The sequence below is a fragment of the Lapidilactobacillus concavus DSM 17758 genome (assembly GCF_001435835.1).
In the GTDB taxonomy this organism is placed as follows: Bacteria; Bacillota; Bacilli; order Lactobacillales; family Lactobacillaceae; genus Lapidilactobacillus; species Lapidilactobacillus concavus.
This window is the reverse complement of sequence record NZ_AZFX01000011.1, coordinates 1-20993: the sequence shown is the minus strand read 5'-3', so window position 1 is coordinate 20993 and position 20993 is coordinate 1. Positions and strand designations below refer to the sequence as shown.

The 20993-nt window shown below is 42.6% G+C and carries 13 protein-coding genes and 2 tRNA genes; 2 read left to right on the top strand and 13 right to left on the bottom strand.

The window, feature by feature from the left end:
• Positions 1–369: 369 nt before the first annotated feature.
• The 3 genes from fusA to rpsL form a co-directional block, all read right to left on the bottom strand.
• Positions 370–2466 carry an elongation factor G gene (gene fusA, locus FC15_RS02055; protein ID WP_057823510.1) on the bottom strand — a complete coding sequence of 699 codons (2097 nt, stop codon included), beginning with the start codon at positions 2464–2466 and terminating at the stop codon, positions 370–372.
• 107 nt (positions 2467–2573) lie between these two features.
• Entirely contained in the window at positions 2574–3044 is a 471-nt protein-coding gene (gene rpsG, locus FC15_RS02050) for a 30S ribosomal protein S7 (RefSeq protein WP_057823508.1), read from the bottom strand.
• 40 nt (positions 3045–3084) lie between these two features.
• The gene (gene rpsL / locus FC15_RS02045) at positions 3085–3498 is read right to left on the bottom strand and encodes a 30S ribosomal protein S12 (RefSeq protein ID WP_057823506.1); all 414 of its coding nucleotides are present in this window, start codon (positions 3496–3498) and stop codon (positions 3085–3087) included.
• A gap of 314 nt (positions 3499–3812) precedes the next feature.
• Here rpsL and FC15_RS09100 point away from each other — a divergent pair, with 314 nt between their 5' ends.
• Positions 3813–4040, top strand: coding sequence for a hypothetical protein (locus FC15_RS09100; protein ID WP_146979120.1), 228 nt, complete (start codon positions 3813–3815; stop codon positions 4038–4040).
• A 377-nt stretch (positions 4041–4417) separates the two neighbouring features.
• Here FC15_RS09100 and FC15_RS02040 read toward each other — a convergent pair whose 3' ends face one another.
• Positions 4418–5233, bottom strand: a complete 816-nt coding sequence (locus FC15_RS02040) for a Cof-type HAD-IIB family hydrolase (protein WP_057823505.1) — start codon at positions 5231–5233, stop codon at positions 4418–4420.
• A 910-nt stretch (positions 5234–6143) separates the two neighbouring features.
• Between FC15_RS02040 and FC15_RS02035 the strand changes: the two genes are divergently transcribed.
• On the top strand, positions 6144–6842 hold the full coding sequence (locus FC15_RS02035) for a prepilin peptidase (RefSeq protein ID WP_083479051.1): 699 nt from the start codon (positions 6144–6146) through the stop codon (positions 6840–6842).
• A gap of 74 nt (positions 6843–6916) precedes the next feature.
• On the opposite strand, the gene rpoC is transcribed toward FC15_RS02035, so the two are convergent.
• The 9 genes from rpoC to FC15_RS01990 form a co-directional block, all read right to left on the bottom strand.
• Positions 6917–10588, bottom strand: a complete 3672-nt coding sequence (gene rpoC, locus FC15_RS02030; protein WP_057823503.1) for a DNA-directed RNA polymerase subunit beta' — start codon at positions 10586–10588, stop codon at positions 6917–6919.
• A 36-nt stretch (positions 10589–10624) separates the two neighbouring features.
• Positions 10625–14239 (bottom strand): DNA-directed RNA polymerase subunit beta, encoded by a 3615-nt coding sequence (rpoB, locus tag FC15_RS02025; protein ID WP_057823502.1) that lies wholly within the window; start codon positions 14237–14239, stop codon positions 10625–10627.
• A gap of 360 nt (positions 14240–14599) precedes the next feature.
• The gene (locus FC15_RS02020; RefSeq protein WP_057823500.1) at positions 14600–14905 is read right to left on the bottom strand and encodes a hypothetical protein; all 306 of its coding nucleotides are present in this window, start codon (positions 14903–14905) and stop codon (positions 14600–14602) included.
• Between the two features lie 90 nt (positions 14906–14995).
• Complete coding sequence (locus tag FC15_RS02015) at positions 14996–16243, bottom strand: peptidase U32 family protein (RefSeq protein ID WP_057823493.1); 1248 nt, start codon at positions 16241–16243, stop codon at positions 14996–14998.
• Positions 16244–17179 carry a peptidase U32 family protein gene (locus FC15_RS02010; protein ID WP_057823485.1) on the bottom strand — a complete coding sequence of 312 codons (936 nt, stop codon included), beginning with the start codon at positions 17177–17179 and terminating at the stop codon, positions 16244–16246. It lies immediately after the preceding gene.
• 205 nt (positions 17180–17384) lie between these two features.
• Positions 17385–19880: an ATP-dependent Clp protease ATP-binding subunit gene (locus FC15_RS02005; protein ID WP_057823483.1), complete on the bottom strand. Its 2496-nt coding sequence runs from the start codon at positions 19878–19880 to the stop codon at positions 17385–17387.
• 31 nt (positions 19881–19911) lie between these two features.
• A complete protein-coding gene (locus FC15_RS02000) occupies positions 19912–20385 on the bottom strand; it encodes a CtsR family transcriptional regulator (RefSeq protein ID WP_057823480.1) in 474 nt (157 codons plus the stop codon).
• A 196-nt stretch (positions 20386–20581) separates the two neighbouring features.
• Positions 20582–20658, bottom strand: a tRNA-Pro gene (locus FC15_RS01995).
• A gap of 183 nt (positions 20659–20841) precedes the next feature.
• A tRNA-Gly gene (locus FC15_RS01990) sits at positions 20842–20913 on the bottom strand.
• Positions 20914–20993: the final 80 nt, after the last annotated feature.

Sequence of the window (20993 nt, the reverse complement as noted above, 5' to 3'; positions counted from 1 at the left end):
CTTTTCGTCACATGAATGGACAGGCTCAGTAGAAATTTTCCGACATAACCGTCGTGGCAATGCGGCCGGGTGTGTCGCAACCTCCTACATCAATGCCCTCAATAATGTACCTGCACAGGTGCATAGTAGCCCCTTGATGACAAGCACTTTATCTATAATACAGTAAAAGCGTTGATAATACAACACTTTATCCTCACTTTTTTTGAAAAAAACGGCATTTTTCAGTCACATTTTAATAGAACGTTTTCGCGAAATAATAATGATTCAAGATCAATTTCAATACGACAAAAAAAGATGCTGCGATTAACCGCAACATCTTTTTAAACAAGATTTAAGAATTAGCAATCACTCATCCTAGTTCGTTAAAAACTATTTGCCTGAGTTGCCACCATTCTTCTTGATAATTTCTTCTTGAATTGACTTAGGAACTGGTGCGTAATGATCAAAAGTCATTGTAAATGTCCCACGACCCTGAGTAGCAGAACGCAATGTTGTTGCGTAACCAAACATCTCAGACAATGGTACAAAGGCATTAACTACTTGAGCGTTACCACGTGCTTCCATGCCATCAAGTTGTCCACGACGTGCAGTCACCTGACCCATGATATCACCAAGGTAATCTTCAGGAGCAACGATTTCAACCTTCATGATTGGTTCAAGGATAACAGCACCAGCGGCACTTGCAGCATTACGTAAGGCCATTGAAGCAGCAACTTTAAAGGCTGCTTCAGAAGAATCGACTTCATGATATGAACCATCGTACAACTTAGCTTTAACGTCGATCAATGGGTAGCCAGCAAGAACGCCGTTTGCCATTGACTCCTTCAAGCCTTGTTCTACAGAAGGAATGTATTCACGAGGAACAACACCACCAACGATGGCATTTTCAAATTCGAAGCCTTTACCTTCATCATTAGGTGTAAATTCAATCCAAACATCACCGTATTGACCTTTACCACCAGACTGACGAACGAATTTACCTTGTGCTGAAGCTTGCTTCGTAAATGTTTCACGATAAGCAACTTGTGGTTCACCTACTTCAGCATCAACGTTAAATTCACGACGCATACGATCAACGATGATATCCAAATGCAACTCACCCATGCCGGCAATCAATGTTTCACCAGTTTCAGAGTTAGTTTCAGCTTTGAAACTTGGATCTTCTTCGGCAAGTTTTTGAAGAGCAACGTCCATCTTATCTTGGTCAGCTTTAGTCTTTGGCTCGATTGATACTTGGATAACTGGGTCAGGAAAGACCATTGATTCCAAGATCAAAGGATGGTTGACAGCGGTCAACGAGTCACCTGTTGTCGTATTCTTCAAACCAATTGCAGCAGCAATATCGCCTGAGAAGACTTCAGGGATTTCTTGACGGTGGTTGGCGTGCATTTGAAGCAAACGACCTACGCGTTCACGTGTATCTTTCGTAGCATTCAAAACATATGAGCCGGACTCAAGTGTTCCTGAATAGACACGGATAAACGTTAAACGTCCAACGAATGGATCAGTAGCAATCTTGAATGCCAAGGCAGCGAAGTCTTTGTCATCACCAGCCATTAATTCAACCTTGTCCCCAGTATTAGGGTCAGTTGCATTGTATGGTTTAACATCGAGTGGTGATGGTAAGTAATCGTTGACAGCATCAAGCATCATTTGCACACCTTTGTTCTTGAATGCTGAACCAGCCAAAACTGGATAAGCTTCCAAGTTCAAAGTTGCTTTACGAATTGCGGCTTTGATTTCATCTTTGGAAATCTCTTCGCCTTCGAGATACTTGTCCATGATTTCATCATCAACATCTGCAAGTGATTCAATCATTTCGTTACGGCGTTTAGTTGCGTCTTCTTTATATTGTTCAGGAATATCAACAGTGTCCCATTTTGTTCCTAAAGCATCTTCGTCATACAAGTCAGCTTTCATTTCAACTAAGTCAATGACACCTTCGAAGTTATCTTCAGCACCAATTGGCATTTGAATAGGTAAAGCATTAACTTGAAGACGATCGCGAATTGTACCAACTGAATAATCGAAGTTTGCACCGATCTTATCCATTTTGTTGATGAACACAATTCGGGGAACACTATAAGTTGTTGCTTGACGCCAAACGTTTTCTGTCTGTGGTTCAACACCAGCTTGGGCATCAAGGACCACAACGGCACCATCTAAGACACGGAGTGAACGTTCAACTTCAATTGTGAAGTCAACGTGCCCTGGGGTATCAATGATATTGATACGGTGATCTTTCCATTGTGCAGTCGTTGCAGCAGAAGTGATTGTAATACCACGTTCCTGCTCTTGAGCCATCCAGTCCATTTGTGAAGCACCTTCATGGGTTTCACCGATTTTATGGATTTTACCTGTGTAGTACAGGATACGCTCAGTTGTCGTTGTTTTACCAGCATCGATATGAGCAACGATACCAATGTTACGTGTTTTTTCCAAAGGGAATTCACGTTTATTTGCCATTCAAAGTTTCTCCTCTCAGAGTAAAGTAGACAATCCGCTAGTAACCGCGCCATTGCCTCTATACAAAAGTGAGCGGCGGATTGTTCCACTGCTCGCAATAAAAAATCTTACCAACGATAATGTGCAAATGCACGGTTAGCATCAGCCATTTTATGTGTATCTTCACGTTTCTTGACAGCTGAACCAGTGTTGTTTGCAGCATCCATGATCTCGTTAGCTAAGCGCTCGTCCATCGTGTGTTCGTTACGAAGACGTGCATAGCTTACCAACCAACGTAAACCAAGTGTTGTACGACGTTCTGGACGAACTTCGATTGGCACCTGATAGTTAGAACCACCAATACGGCGAGCCTTAACTTCAAGTACAGGCATAACATTTTTCATTGCTTCTTCGAAGACTTCAAGTGGCTCCTTGCCAGTCTTTTCTTTAACGATGTCAAATGCATCATAAAGAATAGTTGAAGCAGTACCACGCTTACCATCGATCATCAAACGGTTGATCAAGCGTGTGACTAATTTGGAATTATAAATAGGATCGGGCAAAACATCGCGTTTTGTCACGTTACCTTTTCTTGGCATTGAGTAAACCTCCTAGTAATTGGTCATTAATTTAATTATTTTAGTTCTTAGGGCGCTTTGCACCATATTTCGAACGGCTTTGTTTACGGTCTTGAACACCGGCAGTATCTAAAGCACCACGAATGATATGATAACGGACACCAGGAAGGTCTTTTACACGGCCCCCACGAATTAAAACAACACTATGCTCTTGCAAATTATGGCCGATACCAGGAATGTAAGCTGTCACTTCAATTAAGTTAGACAGACGAACACGCGCATATTTACGCAATGCAGAGTTAGGTTTCTTAGGTGTCATGGTTCCGACACGAGTTGCAACCCCACGTTTCTGTGGCGCAGGATTATCAGTTAAAGCTTTCTTTTTACTGTTGTAACCAAAGTTCAAAGCAGGTGAATCTGACTTTGTTGTCTTTGATTGACGGCCTTTACGTACCAATTGATTAATTGTTGGCATCAAAGATCCTCCTCAATTATTATTCTGGTTTAAGTACACACATCCAGGCGGTTCTTTTTTTGGTAAAAAATAACGCCTAAATGAATATAGGCTTGGAATAAAGCAGCACGGACACCGAAGCATCGAACAATATTCATTAAGCACCTTAAATACATTAGCACGAACACCAGAAGATGTCAAATCGGCATTGATAAAAGTGAGCGGTTTTATTTTCTCAGTTTATTGTTTTGATCGGCTTAAATTCCCTAATCATTGACTGTTTCATCATTCGACCCCCGAAAATAATACTTCGGACAGCCTCAAAAGTTCCGCGCATGAAATGGCGCACGCCACTCCTTCGTGTGAGTCTGTTAAGGAATTTATCTAATCGGACGGTTGATACTGCCGCCGATTCATTTAGTCGTATTTTCCCAGATACTTTCGGTGTACCTCTTCTCGTGCAAGGAAATATCTCACTTGGCGTCCTCTTTATGATCAGCAATCCCGCAAGTCAATTCATTAGCCCAGTCATCAACTTTTTCTGTGATTTCACCAAGAAGTAATTTTGATTGACGATGTCTGAGATTACAATATGATGCTTGGCCAAGATCTTACTGAAGGCCTGCTAAATATGACAATTAAATCCGTAGGACTCGTGGAATTCGTTGAACAAAAAGGCTTGGATTATGCAGTGGGAATCAGCGGAAACAATCTCTCTAACGGTCAAAAAAAGGCGTAGAAATTGCTCATGCACTTATCTTGAATCGTCCGATACTGATTGTAGACGAATCAACTAGTCCCCTTAATAATCTTAATAACAAGGGTACTGAATGTATTCAAGAGATAATTCTTAGCACTGGAAAAATTGTTCTGGTGGTCGCACATCGCGCTTCCGAGAGTGATCTGGCTCTAATTGACAGAGCGATTATTCTCGACCAGATTAATCGGTAAGCACAAATTTTCGGACAGCTTCAGCAATGCCATCAGCATCATTAGTCGATGTTATATATGTCGCATGGTCTTTAGCCAGCTCAGAGCCATTGCCCATCGCAATTGCTATGCCGGCGAAGTCAAACATTGGAATATCATTTTGTTCGTCGCCAATAGCCATAACTTCAGCAGACTCGAGACCTAACTTGGCAGCTAGGTCTTTTAAGGCTTGCCCTTTGTTGACGTGTTGGTTTAGAACCTCGAGGAAATTTCTACCGGACCGCACAACATAGAAGTCAGGTGAGAATGTACTACGCACCTCGTTCTCAACCAAGTCTAGTTGTTCCGCCTCGCCGATGAAGAGACCTTTCGCGATTGAAAAGTCGGCCGACTGCTCGTCTGGAGTACGCACGTAGATGCCTGCAAGATTCTCATATGCCTGGACAACGGTGATCCAATTGACATCATGACTGGCTGTGTAGATACTACTGTGCTCATCTAGCACGTTGAACGGAATGCCCTTCTTTTCCGCAAAAGCGGTTAGAGCACGATAGGTGGCATTGTCTAACAAATGCTTAGCAACAACTTCGCCAGTAACGGTCTCAATCACCGCGCCGTTGAAAGTAATAACATACTGGTTTGAACCTTCGATACCTAATTGCGCTAAGAAATGAGTCACTCCCGCAAGTGGACGACCTGTGCAAAGTACAACTTTTATGCTTTTTGTCAACGCCTGCTGAATGACTTCAATCGTACTATCTAGGAGTTCTTGCTTGCTACTGAGTAACGTATCATCGACGTCTATTGCGATTAATTTGATAGTCATTTATTTGTCCTCTTTAGAATTCAGTTAGTCCGTCGTCGAGTGGGAATTGAAGGAAATGACGAGAGTTTCTGTACGGCGAATCCAGATGTGACTGTAGCATCTGCATGACTTATTCCATGTTGCTAAAATCGGGCATTAACATACTGGCAAAAGAACCAATGAAGTTTGTTCGCGTACCCGAACGAACCGCAGCGATGACCTGTTTTGCTCCTTGGTCACCGGCAGCAAGTGTTAAGTTGTTCATTGAAATGATTTCACCAGCTGCGGGCAGTTGATCGATATGTAGAATCCAATCAACATTGATACTGCCGATTATTATAATCTAATTTGTGATAGCGGCCTCCATATTAGCTTTTCTGATTTCAATTTTACCATATCTAGGACTTTCACCGTTACAAAAAACCAAGACAGTGCGCGGATCTATTTTCTCAGGTTGTTGTTCGGCTTCAAAAAAGAACTAGTTCTTTTTAAATGAGCTTTAAGAAGCCTGATCGATGCTACTTCATCCCTACTTTCATCCGTAAAAGCTACTGATTCAGCGGTATCAAAACACGGCTGTCATATTTTCTTCATCTTTTCTAATTGACTTGTTGAAAAAGCAACCCATTCTGGCTTAAAGAATAACCGCTCATTCGTTTTGCACCTCAATGAAAGTTCGTCAAATAAACGATGGCTATATCTCGGACCGCCGCTGGAGTTAAATAGAAAATTGCATCCTTGAGGTCGTATGTTTGCCGTAAAAAAACCACATAAATTATTTTTATAAATTCATGTGGGTATTGATTAGTTCCTTATTCTGTTGATTAATAACTTTCATTTTGTGATGCCGAATAAAACTTTCCGCTAGTTGATAAAACGAGAAATTATTTTTCGGTGTATCTACCTTTAGAACGAAAAAATCGAGGTAGAAATGATGATACTTTTAATTAATTTACTTGCCTTCATGTTTGGTGCAACCATTGGCTCGTTTTTTGCCTTAGTTGTCGAACGCTTACCACAGGGATTGGATGTCGTTTTTACGCCATCTCACTGTGATCATTGCCAAACCAAACTGCAATATTATGATCTCATTCCGATTATCGGTTATTTCAATCAAGGCGGCAACTGTCGCTTTTGCCATAATTGGATTTCACCACAATCATGCTTCATTGAGATCATTGGTGGCCTCAGTAGTTGTTGGATTCTTAATCAATATAACACTTATCATCTTCTGGGAGCCAGTTTATTCCTGCTGCTATTCTATGCCGCTATTTTTGATCTGGCATACCACTATGTTGATCAACTTGTATTAACCCTAATGTTCAGCCTAACCATCATCTTACAAAATCGTGCATTGTTTGCTAACTTACTACCCGCCCTAGTTGTTGCCATCGTGCTGTGGCTTCTTTCCAGTCTCACTCATGGACTAGGTTTAGCAGATATTGAACTAATTGTCATTCTCGTTTTGGCATTTGGGCTTCAAATAACACTTTGGCTCACACTGTTTGCATGTCTATTCGTCATCCTGAAATATTATCGTCATCATTATCTGCCAAACATTGAAATTGCCTTCATCCCGTTTTTCTATATGGCTTATTTTCTTATACCTTGGTTACCTCTTAGATTCTAAGAACGCAAAAAAACAGCATGACAACGAAAAGTCGTTATCATGCTGCTCAAAGACAGGGATAAATCCTCTATTCTTTATTTATGATCATCTTTGCTGGCTTCAGCTTCAGCCTCGCTCTTTTCCTTCATTTGCTTTTCGATGTCGGAAATCGAGTAAATGCTTTGAGAGGAAGCACCGACCATTTCTGGTTCCATATGACGATACTTCGCCATACCAGTACCTGCAGGAACGATTTTACCAATGATGACATTTTCCTTCAGACCAATCAATGGATCATTTTTACCACGGATCGAAGCGTCTGTCAGAACACGTGTTGTTTCCTGGAATGATGCGGCAGATAAGAAACTATTTGTCTCCAATGATGCCTTAGTAATTCCAAGTAAAACAGGACGGCCAGTTGCAGGAATACCACCATTGACCAAAGTGATTTGGTTTTGTTCAGTGAAGTCCGCAATATCAAGTAATGTCCCTGGTAAGATTTCTGTATCACCGGGATCCAGTACACGAATCTTGCGTAACATCTGACGAACCATTACCTCGACGTGCTTATCACTAATTTCAACACCCTGCATCCGATACGTCTTTTGAACTTCGGATAACAAGTAGTTTTCAGTTGTAATGACGTCACACACACGAATTAATTGCTTAGGATCGATTGAACCACCAGTTAACTTGGCACCACGTTCAACATGATCACCCTCAGCAACCGCTACGCTTGAGGCATAAGGGACACTATAAGTTCTGGTATCCGTTGTACCTTCTACGGTGATTTCGCGAGTATGTTCAGCCGGATTCTCATCAATAGCCGTCACAGTACCCGTAACTTCAGTGATCACTGCAAGACCCTTAGGATTACGAGCTTCAAAAATTTCTTGAACACGTGGTAAACCTTGAGTAATATCTTCGCCGCCAGCAACACCGCCGGAATGGAAGTTACGCATGGTCAACTGAGTACCTGGTTCACCGATAGATTGTGCAGCAACCGTACCGACTGCCTCACCAACCTCAACTTCATCGCCAGTTGCTAAGTTGTAACCATAGCATTTCTTGCAGACACCATGTTTGGTATCACAAGTGAAGACCGAACGAATTGTCGCTTGTTCAACACCTGCATAAACGATAGCATGAGCAGTATCTTCGTCAACTAATTGACCACGAGTTGCAATTGTTTCACCCGTTTCAGGGTTAACGATTGATTTTTGTAAATAACGACCAACTAAACGATCATACAGTGACTCGATCAATTCATTACCTTCGCGAATCGCCTTGATGACGATACCACGGTCAGTGCCACAATCTTCCTCGCGAACAATGACATCTTGCGCAACGTCGACTAAACGTCTAGTCAGATAACCAGAATCGGCAGTCTTCAAGGCCGTATCAGTCATACCTTTACGAGCACCGTGAGTTGACATGAACATTTCCATGACTGATAAGCCTTCACGGAAGTTTGACGTTACAGGAACTTCCATCATACCACCGTTAGGAGCAGCCATTAATCCACGCATACCAGCTAACTGTGTAAAGTTAGAAATCGAACCACGGGCACCAGAATCACTCATCATTGAAATTGGGTTGGCAGGATCAAATGAATCAACCAATTCTTGTTGAATTTCATCCTTAGCATCGTTCCAAATCGTGATCACACGGTCATGGCGTTCCTGGTCAGTAATCAAACCACGACGGAACTGTTTCGAGACGTTCGCAACTTTCTTGTGAGCATCATCAACAATACGATCTTTATCAGGCATGGTTGGTACATCGGCAACCCCGACGGTTAAGCCGGAAAGCGTACATACCGTGTAACCTAATTCTTTCATATCATCGAGTAACTCTGAAGTACGTTGAACCTTATACACTTTAAAGACCTGAGCGATGATATCGGATAAGAAGCCCTTCTTGAATGGTGTGACTAATTCAGCATCCGATAATTTTGCATGAATGTCTTCGCCAGGCTTCAAGTAGTAGTCACTTAAATCCTCATCCACTAAGTTTTTGGACGTGGGTTCATTCAGATATGGAAAATCAGTTGGCAAGACTTGATTAAAGATGGCTTTACCAACGCTCGTCACTAAGACGCCATGACGATATTTCTCATCAAAAGGCTTCTCAGGCATCGAGTCGATTGCTAATCCAATACGTGTATGATAATGAACGTCGCCGTTCTGCATTGCTGTCAAAACTTCGCCAATATTCTTGAAGATCATGCCTTCGCCTTCACGACCACGTTCTTCAAGGGTCAGGTAATAGTTACCCAACACAACGTCCTGTGATGGTGTCACGATAGGCTTACCATCTTTAGGTGCCAAGATATGGTGGGCAGCAAGCATCAACATACGAGCCTCAGCCTGTGCTTCGTCAGAAAGTGGCACGTGAATAGCCATCTGATCACCATCGAAATCGGCATTGTAAGCTTCACAAGCTAGTGGATGCAAACGGATAGATTTACCATCAACCAATACCGGCTCGAAAGCTTGGATTCCCAAACGGTGTAATGTAGGCGCACGGTTTAAAAGAACTGGTCTTTCTTTGATGACATCTTCCAAAACATCCCAAACATCGTCGTCTTGATGCTCAATCTTGCGTTTAGCATTCTTGATGTTAGAAGCAATGTCGCGCTTGACTAATTCATGCATGACAAAAGGCTTAAATAACTCAAGAGCCATTTGACGTGGCACCCCACACTGATAGAACTTCAACGTTGGGCCGACATCAATAACTGAACGGCCTGAATAATCAACACGCTTACCTAACAAGTTCTGACGGAAACGTCCCTGTTTACCTTTCAACATATGTGAAAGAGACTTCAGTGGACGATTACCAGGTCCAGCAACAGGACGGCCACGACGACCATTATCAATCAACGCATCAACGGCCTCTTGTAGCATCCGCTTTTCGTTTTGAACGATGATACTTGGCGCATTCAAGTCTAATAATCGTTTCAAACGATTATTTCGGTTGATCACACGACGATACAAATCATTCAAGTCAGAAGTGGCAAAACGGCCACCCTCCAGCTGTACCATCGGACGAAGATCTGGTGGAATAACTGGGATGGCATCCATAATCATCCATTCAGGACGATTGCCTGATTGGCGGAAAGCATCTAAGATATCCAAACGACGAATTGCGCGTGTCCGTTTTTGACCTTGGGCACTCTTTAATTCTTCTTTTAATTCGACAACTTCTTTTTCAAGATCAACTTGTTGGAGTAATTCCTTGATAGCTTCAGCACCCATTTTGGCATTGAATTTACCATGAAATTCTTCCATACGTTCACGATATTCTTGCTCTGTCATTAATTGCTTGCGTTCAAGTGTTGTTTCACCAGGATCGATCACAACATATGAAGCAAAGTAAATAATTTCTTCAAGCGCACGTGGGCTCATATCAAGGACGAGACCCATCCGACTTGGAATACCTTTGAAATACCAGATATGTGTGACAGGTGCAGCCAATTCAATATGGCCCATCCGCTCACGACGAACTTTAGAACGTGTAACTTCAACACCACAGCGATCACAAACAATCCCCTTATAACGGACACGTTTGTACTTACCGCAGGCACATTCCCAGTCTTTCGTGGGTCCAAAAATGCGTTCATCGAACAGACCATCACGCTCGGGTTTCAAAGTTCGATAGTTGATCGTCTCGGGCTTCTTAACTTCGCCGTAAGACCAACTACGAATCTTGTCCGGTGATGCAAGTCCGATCTGCATACTTTCAAACTTATTTACATCGATCAAAGATTTAGACCTCCCTATAATTTTCAGTCAGTAAACTTATTTTTCGGCCTTGTCAGCTTCAGCTTCATTACCTTTTCCGGTCAATTCTTCTAAAGCTTTACGAGCAACTTCTTCTTGGTGCTTCTTATCCTGTTCATCGGCATACTTTTGTAAGGCGTCATTATTGACAACTTCACTATCTTCATCGTCCATATCACGCAATTCAATTTCTTGATGATCAGCATCAAGCACCTTCATATCGAGACCTAAGGATTGCAATTCTTTGACCAAGACACGGAAGGATTCAGGAACACCAGGCTTAGGAATTGGATCGCCTTTGACAATCGCTTCATAAGTTTTGACACGACCAACGACATCATCTGACTTGTAGGTCAAAATTTCTTGTAGGGTATAAGCAGCACCATAAGCTTCAAGTGCCCAAACTTCCATTTCACCAAAACGCTGGCCACCAAACTGTGCTTTACCACCTAATGGTTGTTGTGTAACTAATGAGTAAGGCCCGATTGAACGTGCATGGATCTTATCATCAACCATGTGGGCCAACTTCATGTAATACATGACACCAACAGAGATACGGTTATGGAATGGTTCACCTGTTCGGCCATCATAGAGGACAGACTTGCCATCACTAGCCATGCCTGCCTCCTTAACGGTTTCCCAAAGGTCATCATCATTAGCCCCATCGAAAACAGGCGTTGAGACGTGAATGCCCAAGTTACGTGCAGCCATACCTAAGTGAAGTTCCAAAACCTGACCAATATTCATACGTGAAGGCACACCCATTGGATTCAAGAGAATATCAATTGGGGTACCATCAGGCATAAATGGCATGTCTTCTTCAGGAACAACGATTGAAACGGTCCCTTTATTACCATGACGTCCGGCCATCTTATCACCGACTTGAATCTTACGTTTCTGGGTGATATAAACCCGAACCATCATGTTGACGCCAGGTAAAAGTTCATCGCCAGCTTCACGCGTAAAGATCTTCACGTCTTGGATAATACCGCCACCACCATGAGGAACACGCAATGATGTGTCACGAACTTCGCGGGCTTTTTCACCAAAGATTGCGTGAAGTAAGCGTTCCTCAGCGGATAATTCAGTGACACCCTTAGGCGTAACTTTACCAACTAAGATGTCACCATCACGGACTTCGGCACCGACACGGACGATACCAAACTCGTTCAAGTCTTTCAGTGCATCTTCACCAACATTAGGAATTTCACGAGTGATCTCTTCAGGCCCTAACTTAGTGTCGCGTGCTTCTGATTCATACTCCTCAATATGGATTGAAGTGTAAATATCGTCTTTAACCAAACGTTCAGACAAGACAACAGCATCTTCAAAGTTATACATATTCCAAGTCATGAAAGCAATCAATGGGTTCTGACCTAAAGCTAATTCCCCATTTTCCATAGCAGGACCGTCAGCAATAATCTCACTCACATCAACGTGATCACCCTTGGCTACGATTGGACGTTGATTATAACTCTTACCAGCATTAGAACGACGGAATTTCATCAATGGATACTTATCGAGCGTTCCGTCTTCACGACGAATACGAACTTCTTTTGCATCAACAAATTCAACTGTCCCGGCATTCTTAGCAAGTAAAGCTGTCCCAGAGTCATGTGCAGTAACATATTCCATCCCAGTACCAACTAATGGGGCATGTGGGTTGATCAATGGTACGGCTTGACGCTGCATGTTAGCTCCCATCAACGCACGGTTCGAGTCGTCGTTTTCCAAGAAAGGAATGCAAGCTGTTGCGACGGCAACAACCTGTTTAGGCGAAACGTCCATGTAGTCAACTTTTTCAGGGCTGATTTCGATATTATCATCCTTGTGACGAGCCAAGACGGTCTCGTCTTTGAAACTACCATCTTCATTCAATGGTGAGTTAGCCTGAGCAACAATATAATTATCCTCTTCATCGGCAGTCAGATAATCGATTTTGTCAGTAACTTTGTGATCAGACCAGTCAACACGACGATAGGGAGTTTCAATAAACCCATATTTGTTCACAACAGCGTATGAAGCCAAGCTGTTGATCAAACCAATGTTAGGTCCTTCAGGAGTTTCGATTGGACACATACGACCATAATGCGTGTAGTGAACATCACGAACTTCATATCCGGCACGATCACGAGTTAAACCACCAGGCCCTAATGCAGAAAGACGACGTTTATGCGTCAACTCACCGAGCGGATTAGTTTGATCCATGAACTGTGACAATTGTGAAGAACCGAAGAATTCTTTAATTGAAGCAACAACTGGACGAATATTAATCAATTGTTGTGGTGTAACAGTCGCAATATCCTGAATTGACATTCGCTCACGAACAACACGTTCCATTCGAGCTAAACCAATTCTGAATTGATTTTGTAATAACTCACCCACGGAACGAATTCGACGATTACCCAAGTGATCAATATCATCAGTCGAACCTAAGCCTTCGCGTAAGTTCAAGAAGTAATTGATTGAGGCAATAATATCTGCGGGTGTAATATGTTTAACTTCTTCAGGAATGTTGGCATTACCAATCAAACGAACTTCCTTTTCAGGATCATTAGGCGAAACGACTTTAATCGTTTGAATCGTCATTGGTTCAGTAATGACACCCTCTTCAGAAGGTTCGAAAGTTTGCGTCTTAAAGTCATCACGAGCTAAATATGGGCTTAATTTGTCCATAACTTCGCGGTCAACCAAAGTACCTTTAGTTGCTAAAATCTCACCTGTATCAGGATCAGCGAGTGTCTCAGCCAAGGTTTGGTTAATTAAACGATGCTTCAAGCCAAGCTTTTTGTTGATCTTGTAACGGCCAACTGGTGCGAGGTCATAACGTTTTGGATCGAAAAAGCGCGCATAAAGTAATGAACGTGAGCTATCAGCGGTCTTAGGCTCGCCTGGGCGTAACCGTTCATAAATATCCTTCAACGATTCAGTTACACGCGAATCAGAAGTATCTTTATGGACATCCTTTTCCATCGTCAACATTAAGCTTTCATCTTCGCCTAACAGGTCGACAATTTCAGAATCCGAGCCAAAGCCAAGTGCGCGGATCAGAACGGACAATGGTAATTTACGTGTCCGATCAATGCGGACGTAGGAAATATCCTTCGCATCAGATTCATATTCTAGCCAAGCACCACGGTTAGGAATCACAGTGGTGCCATAAAGAGTACGGCTATTCTTATCCACGGATGAATTGAAATAAACACCAGGTGAACGGACTAATTGAGAAACAATAACACGTTCTGCACCATTAATAATAAACGTTCCTTGTTCGGTCATTAATGGGAAGTCACCAAAGAAGACGTCTTGAGTTTTGATCTCATTTGTCTCGTGGTTGGTTAGCTTAAGCGTAATATGCAATGGTGCAGAGTAATTTGCATCGTGCTGACGCGCCTCTTCAACGGTATATTTTGGTTCAAGAAGCTTGTAACCGACATATTCCAACGAAAGATTTCCAGCAAAGTCATCAATTGGCATGATATCTTGAAACATGCTTTGAAGCCCTTCATCTAGGAACCATTGGTAAGAATTTGTTTGGATCTCGATCAAATTTGGTAAATTTAAGACTTCTTTGATTCGTGCATACGAACGACGCGTCCGATGTTTACCATATTTCACGATATGTCCTATCAAACTGTTCACCCCTTCAAAAAATTCAATAGCTAACGATATTGCAAAAAGATTACAAATGTTACGTTTTGGTTAAGTTGCTATTTTATCCCTTTTTTGAGCAAAAAAAAGACAAAAACAACTCGCTCAGACTCATTGTTTTTGTACCCTATGATCACTAACCGGACAATAGATCGGCGTGATACTGCAATATCTAGCTACAGTTCTTTTTAGACCTTACAAGTATACCGAATCCAACCAGACGTGTCAACTTCATTGCCTTAATAAACAGTTACTATCTTCCATATCATAAAAGAGTAGCAATCCAAGAAACTTAGATTGCTACTCTGCTAGACATTCAGTACTTATTACAGGATGATGTGATTAACTATCTTGACGCATGCCTCGACGATCTCCCGCCAATTTAGCAATTTTGTCACTAGAATCATCACCATTATTGACTTCCTGTTCCCTCTCATGACGTTCACTCTGACTCATTGACTGCTCATCGAGATCTCGAGGTGGCAGCTTGCTTGAAGTAGGTTTGTCACCTTCTTCAGTCAAATGACCTGTGTCCAATGTCGATGTTTCTTCCTCAACGTTAACCGTATTCGTCTCACCATAACGTTTGGAGTCATGAATTTGATCGGACATTTTTTTCTTATCGTCTTGATGATGTTCGTTAGTCATGGCTTGTTGCCTCCTTTAAAGAATTCTGAGGGGTGATTGATTTACTCTTTTATCTTAACAAGCCGTTTTTAGACGTCACAACAATTATGCTTAATTCTCGTTAGCCCGCATAAAATCACCCGGTTGAACTGCTTGTGCACAAGTAAAGTGAACAACTTGCATCGCATGAGGCGCACGGTCGATGGGTTGATTCTGATCATCATACAAATCAGTTATCTTTTGAGAATGATGTGCAAAATTGGGACCATAAAATTCAACCGTATCGCCAATACCAAAATTATTTCGTTGTTGGACGGTTACTTGCTTGGACGCTTTGTCATAGGCAAGCACTTGTCCGACAAAAGTGTAACGAGGCATCCGGCGACGTTTGCCGAACAGCTGGAAGTTTTCGTCCGGTACGCCATAATAAAATCCTGTCGAAAGTTCACGTTGCGCGACTTTCCACAACTCATCTACCCACGCGGGATCGAGTTGATAATGTTCCGGATCAGCACAGTATGAACGCACTGCTGTCGAATAGACATTTGCAACCGTCGAAACGTAATGAATGGTCTTCATTCGGCCTTCAATTTTTAACGAATCCACACCCGCATCCACCAGATCGGGAATGTGTTCAATCATCGACATATCCACCGCACTCATCGAGAACTTCTCCAGTTGCCCATCTGGACCGTGTCCCATGAGTTCACGCTTTTGACCATTTTCAGGTAGATCAAATAAGTCATATTTCCACCGACAATTCTGTGCACAACCGCCTCGATTCGCATCTCTTAAACTGAGATGATTGGACAAAACACAGCGTCCGGAATAACCGATACACATCGCACCATGAATAAATGCTTCAATTTGAATATCCGTGTGTTGGCGGATTTCTTTAATTTCATCGATCCCGACCTCGCGTGCCAAAACAACGCGCTCAAGTCCTTCGTTTTTCCAAAAATTGAGTGTTTCATAATTCGTTGCTGAAGCCTGCGTCGATAAATGAACCTTGAGACCAGGAGCTTCGGTGATAGCAGTCTCAATCAAAGATGGATCTGACACGATCACAGCGTCAATACCTGCGTCTCGGACATGCCGATAGAATGCGCCGGCGCCGGCTAAGTTTTGCTCATGAGCGACTATATTCGCAGCGACATAGACCTTAGCACCACGTTCATGCGCGTATGCAGCCCCAGCGGCCATTTCATCAAAAGAAAAATTGCCGGCGCGAGAACGCAAGCCATAAGCATCTCCGCCAATATAAACAGCATCGGCACCATAATCAATAGCCACACGCAATTTTTCTGGCGTACCTGCAGGTGCTAAAACTTCTGGATGTTTGACTTTAATATTCTGCATTTATTTCACCTCATTTGGATCAAGATCGAAGAAGCCCAAGTCAAGCCCACGCCCATTTGGTTGATTGTGTGTCACTTGAACATCAAGTTGTTGCAATTGCGATTCAAGTGAGACCGAATTATCCTGCTGATCCAACAACTGGCGTGCTTGGTCAAAAGCTACCACAATCTGTGGAAACGTTTGGGAATCAGCATATAAACCGTCAAGTTTCCACCGTCGCAGGCCTAATTGCCAGAGCTTCGGTAGCACCGTCATCAAATCGACATCGTTATTCGCAAACACATGGGTTCCATTCACATCCTCATAGATCGAGTAATGTGTTTCGGGATGATGTGGTGCTGCGATAAACAAGCCGCGCTCGCGATCAGTCTCCGCGAGATGTTCTTGAACAAAGTTTGAATAATTACGCAATAATGGTCGACCTGACTGATGAATCACAGTTGCGCCGTAGACAAGAACTTCAACTGGAATCTTAATTGCCTTTGAGAGCGGCACCATTTCTTCGTATGGTACCTCACGCGCCAAGACAGCTGCAGTTGCTTGATGCTTCGCCCAGAAATTGATCTGTCGTGAACTTGTGACTAAATCCGCGGCATCGTAAATATAAGGAATGGTAATCTGTAACTGCTGCAAAAGATAAATGACGCCAGGATCACCTACGGAAATTTCGTCAACCGACATCGCCTGCAACGCCCTTAAATAGTTACCAACTTTTTTGATACGATCATTATGAAAAATCGCATTGACCGCCACCGTGACCTTTTTGTGATGTTGATGTGTTAATTGTACGACTTCGGCAAGTTCATCTAAATCAAAACTGTGCGGTAATCTTAATCCAAAATAATCTTCACCTAAATACAGGCGATCTGCACCAGCCTCAAGAAGCGCTTTCGCTTGTGGAAGACTAGCCACAGTTGCCACCAATTCAGTTCTCATAAAATACCTCTTCACCTACAAAGAATTCCCGTCAAGCATAGCATAAAAGATCCTCAAAAATCCAGACATCTTGGCACGACAAACAAAAAAAGCACACAATGGCCACATCATCTCCAATCACTAGATTTTTGATCTAAAGATTGGAGATGACGACAGCAACGTGTGCTTTCGTATAATGATCAATTCAAACTTTGATTGAGTATGACTAGATCTTGACAGGCTTCTTGGTCTCTGGTATCTCCGCTTGGTGAACAGCAAACGTAATCTTGCCCTTACGTCCACCAATCGTCAACGATGACCCTTGGTGGATTTCTTTACTCAATAACATCTCACTCACCTTATCTTCGATATCACGTTGTAAAGCACGACGAATTGGACGTGCACCATATTCAGGATCATAGCCATCCTGTGCGATAATATCCATTGCAGCAGGCGTGATTTTCACATCAATCTCTTGTTCTGATAAACGTGCAAGTAATCGTTTAGAAAGAATTTTGACGATCACACGCAATTGATCTTTGGTCAATGAATGGAAAATTACCGTTTCGTCGATTCGGTTCAAGAATTCAGGACGGAAGAATTGTTTCGTCGCTTCCATGATTTTCGATTGCATTTGTTGATATTGACTTGAAGCGTTATAACTGCTGAACCCGACGTTTTTATCGTCACGTAATGCAGTCGCACCCAAATTCGAGGTCATGATCAAAATGGTATTACGAAAATCAACTCGACGGCCTTTAGAATCAGTCAAGTAGCCATCATCTAAAACCTGCAATAACAAGTTGAAGACATCAGGATGTGCCTTTTCGACTTCATCGAATAGCACAACTGCATAAGGTTTATTACGCACCTTTTCGGTCAACTGGCCACCCTCATCGTAACCCACATAGCCTGGAGGTGAACCAATCAAACGCGAAGTTGTGAATTGTTCCATGTACTCAGACATATCGATTCGAATCAAGTTATCCTCAGAGCCAAACATCGCTTCTGCGAGCGCTTTTGCTAACTCAGTCTTACCGACACCGGTTGGTCCCAAGAATAAAAACGAACCAATTGGACGCTGTGGATCTTTCAAACCACTACGAGCACGACGAATGGCTCGGGAAACAGAAACCACTGCCTCGTCTTGACCAACCACGCGATCATGCAGAATCTTCTCAAGGTTAATCAAACGTTCACTTTCTTTTTTCTGCAGCTGGGTCACCGGAACACCCGTCCACTCAGAAACAACTTCAGCAACATGCTCAGCTTTGACTTGAATGTCCGCACGAATTGCTTGTTCATCCGGATCAAAATTTTCCAACTTCTGTTTGACAACCATTTCTTTCTCGCGAATGCTGGCTGCTTTTTCAAAGTTTTGCTGTTCGATTGCATTTTCCTTTTTATTGACCAAGTCATTCAACTCGCGCTTCATTCGGTCAGCCGGACTCATATCATCAGCTAAATCCAAACGAACTTTTGCCGCAGACTCGTCAACCAAGTCAATCGCTTTATCCGGCATAAAGCGTCCGGTAATATAACGATCAGCTAAAATCACGGCTTCATGTAAAGCTTCATCCGTGATTGTCACGCCATGATGTGCTTCATAACGCGGACGTAGGCCACGTAAGATTTCCTCGGTTTCTGCAGGCGTCGGCTCATTGATTTGAACCGTCGCAAAGCGGCGTTCAAGCGCGGAATCTTTTTCAACATATTTCTGATATTCATCTAAAGTTGTTGCGCCGATTAACTGCAATTCACCACGTGCCAAGGCTGGCTTGAGGATGTTCGAAGCATCTATCGCACCTTCAGCACCGCCTGCACCGATCAAGGTATGCAGTTCGTCAATAAATAGAATCACCTGACCATCTTGATAAACCTCATCGATGACTTTCTTCAAACGATCCTCAAACTCACCACGATATTTCGTCCCCGCGACTAACGATCCCATGTCCAACATCATTAAACGCTTCTCGCGCATATCTGCGGGCACATTGCCAGCGACAATACGCTGTGCGAGGCCTTCCGCAATCGCTGTTTTACCCACGCCGGGTTCGCCTAACAGTACTGGATTGTTCTTGGTTCGCCGACTTAGAATCTGAATAACGCGTTTGACCTCTTTCTCACGGCCAACAACGGGATCCATTTTATTTTCCGATGCGGCTTGCGTTAAATCTCTAGCCAGTGAGTTTAACGTTGGTGTAAGTGTTGATTGACTGCCTTGATTAGCCTTCGCAGGTTGTGCCTTACGTTTAATTGCCGATTCAGACAACCCCATCTTCTTGAACAGAAGTTGCTTGGTCTTGGATAGACTTAAACCCAAATTTGTTAGAATTCGTGAGGCAAGAATATCGTCCTCGCGTAATAAGCCCAGTAGAATGTGCTCAGTCCCAATTTTAACGGCACCCAAGCGTTTTGCTTCGTCACCGGCATAAGACAGAATCTGTTTTGACTTTGGCGAATACGGTAAATAACCATCTTCTTGCTCACTCTTCGATTGAACATCTGAAGAGCCGTAACCGGTAAATCGCTCAATCTCTTCTTTAACGTAATCCGTCGTAATCGTCAGCTGACGCAAAGTCTTACCAGCAATTCCACTGTTTTCAATTGTTAACCCAAGCAGTAAATGTTCCGTTCCAATGGCGTGATGGCGGAAATAACGTGCTTGTTCTTGCGCAATCATTAAAACTTGACTCGCACTTTCTGTAAATAAATTATCCAAGAGAACACCTTCCCTTTCAGTGAGTTGATTCTCACGACAGTCGTTGATAACGCAAACTATTCAATAAACCAATTAGTAAATTTGCACGCAGTGTTTCCTCAGCGATTCGATGATCTAAATTTAAAGTCTGGTGAGCGGCCAACACAGCGACGATTTGTGCTTCGCGCTTAGTGATCATATCATGATCGTAGAGTTGCTGCAAAAAAAACTGCAACTCATCCTCAGTCAGACGAGAATCCACAAAGTCCAACAATTGATCAATATAGTGATTCAAATCATTAAACTGCAACTTTTCGATTCGAATATAGCCACCGCCACCACGTTTACTTTCCACCCAATAACCCTGTTGCTGGTTAAAGCGCGTTTTGATCACATAATTAATTTGTGAGGGGACACAATTGAATTGTGCAGCAATTTCAGAACGATTAATCTCAATTTGCTGTTGTTCAGCGAGTATTTGTTTTAAATACGCTTCGATGATATCAGAAATATTTTGTCCAGCCATCACACAATCCTTTTTATAATTTATTAGCCTCCGTCAATCGACAATTATTATTGACCTTCATTGACCATTATTATAAAAGATAATGTTGTGAAAGCCAACTAATAAAACCTATAATCAATCAAATCGTACTTCCACAATACTAATTACTTCTAAAAAAATAAAAGTCAGATTCATTTAGCATGAATTCTGACTCACATGGTCGGAAAGACTGGATTCGAACCGGCGACCCCTACGTCCCGAACGTAGTGCTCTACCAAGCTGAGCTACTTTCCGATAATATTAACTTCTTGAGACATACTACCCACCTATTGTAACTTAAAACTGACGCTTAAAAAAGTGGTTTTGAATTATTTATGCCAACCTATTTGGTTTCACTTTTCAACGTACAGTGAGTTGTTTACACTCATTACAATTTTTAATCAAATAAAAAAACCTAAATCACAATTTAGGTTGAAAAGCGGAAGACGGGATTCGAACCCGCGACCCCCACCATGGCAAGGTGATGTTCTACCACTGAACTACTTCCGCATTTTTTATTTAATTCTTGGTACGATCGGGAAGACAGGATTCGAACCTGCGACCCCCTGGTCCCAAACCAGGTGCTCTAC

What these genes read in the sequence shown, in the direction of transcription:
- fusA (WP_057823510.1), bottom strand. Translation starts at nt 2,466, where the DNA reads ATGGCAAATAAACGTGAATTCCCTTTGGAAAAAACACGTAACATTGGT.
- rpsG (WP_057823508.1), bottom strand. Translation starts at nt 3,044, where the DNA reads ATGCCAAGAAAAGGTAACGTGACAAAACGCGATGTTTTGCCCGATCCT.
- rpsL (WP_057823506.1), bottom strand. Translation starts at nt 3,498, where the DNA reads ATGCCAACAATTAATCAATTGGTACGTAAAGGCCGTCAATCAAAGACA.
- FC15_RS09100 (WP_146979120.1), top strand. Translation starts at nt 3,813, where the DNA reads ATGAAATGGCGCACGCCACTCCTTCGTGTGAGTCTGTTAAGGAATTTA.
- FC15_RS02040 (WP_057823505.1), bottom strand. Translation starts at nt 5,233, where the DNA reads ATGACTATCAAATTAATCGCAATAGACGTCGATGATACGTTACTCAGT.
- FC15_RS02035 (WP_083479051.1), top strand. Translation starts at nt 6,144, where the DNA reads ATGATGATACTTTTAATTAATTTACTTGCCTTCATGTTTGGTGCAACC.
- FC15_RS02020 (WP_057823500.1), bottom strand. Translation starts at nt 14,905, where the DNA reads ATGACTAACGAACATCATCAAGACGATAAGAAAAAAATGTCCGATCAA.
- FC15_RS02015 (WP_057823493.1), bottom strand. Translation starts at nt 16,243, where the DNA reads ATGCAGAATATTAAAGTCAAACATCCAGAAGTTTTAGCACCTGCAGGT.
- FC15_RS02010 (WP_057823485.1), bottom strand. Translation starts at nt 17,179, where the DNA reads ATGAGAACTGAATTGGTGGCAACTGTGGCTAGTCTTCCACAAGCGAAA.
- FC15_RS02000 (WP_057823480.1), bottom strand. Translation starts at nt 20,385, where the DNA reads ATGGCTGGACAAAATATTTCTGATATCATCGAAGCGTATTTAAAACAA.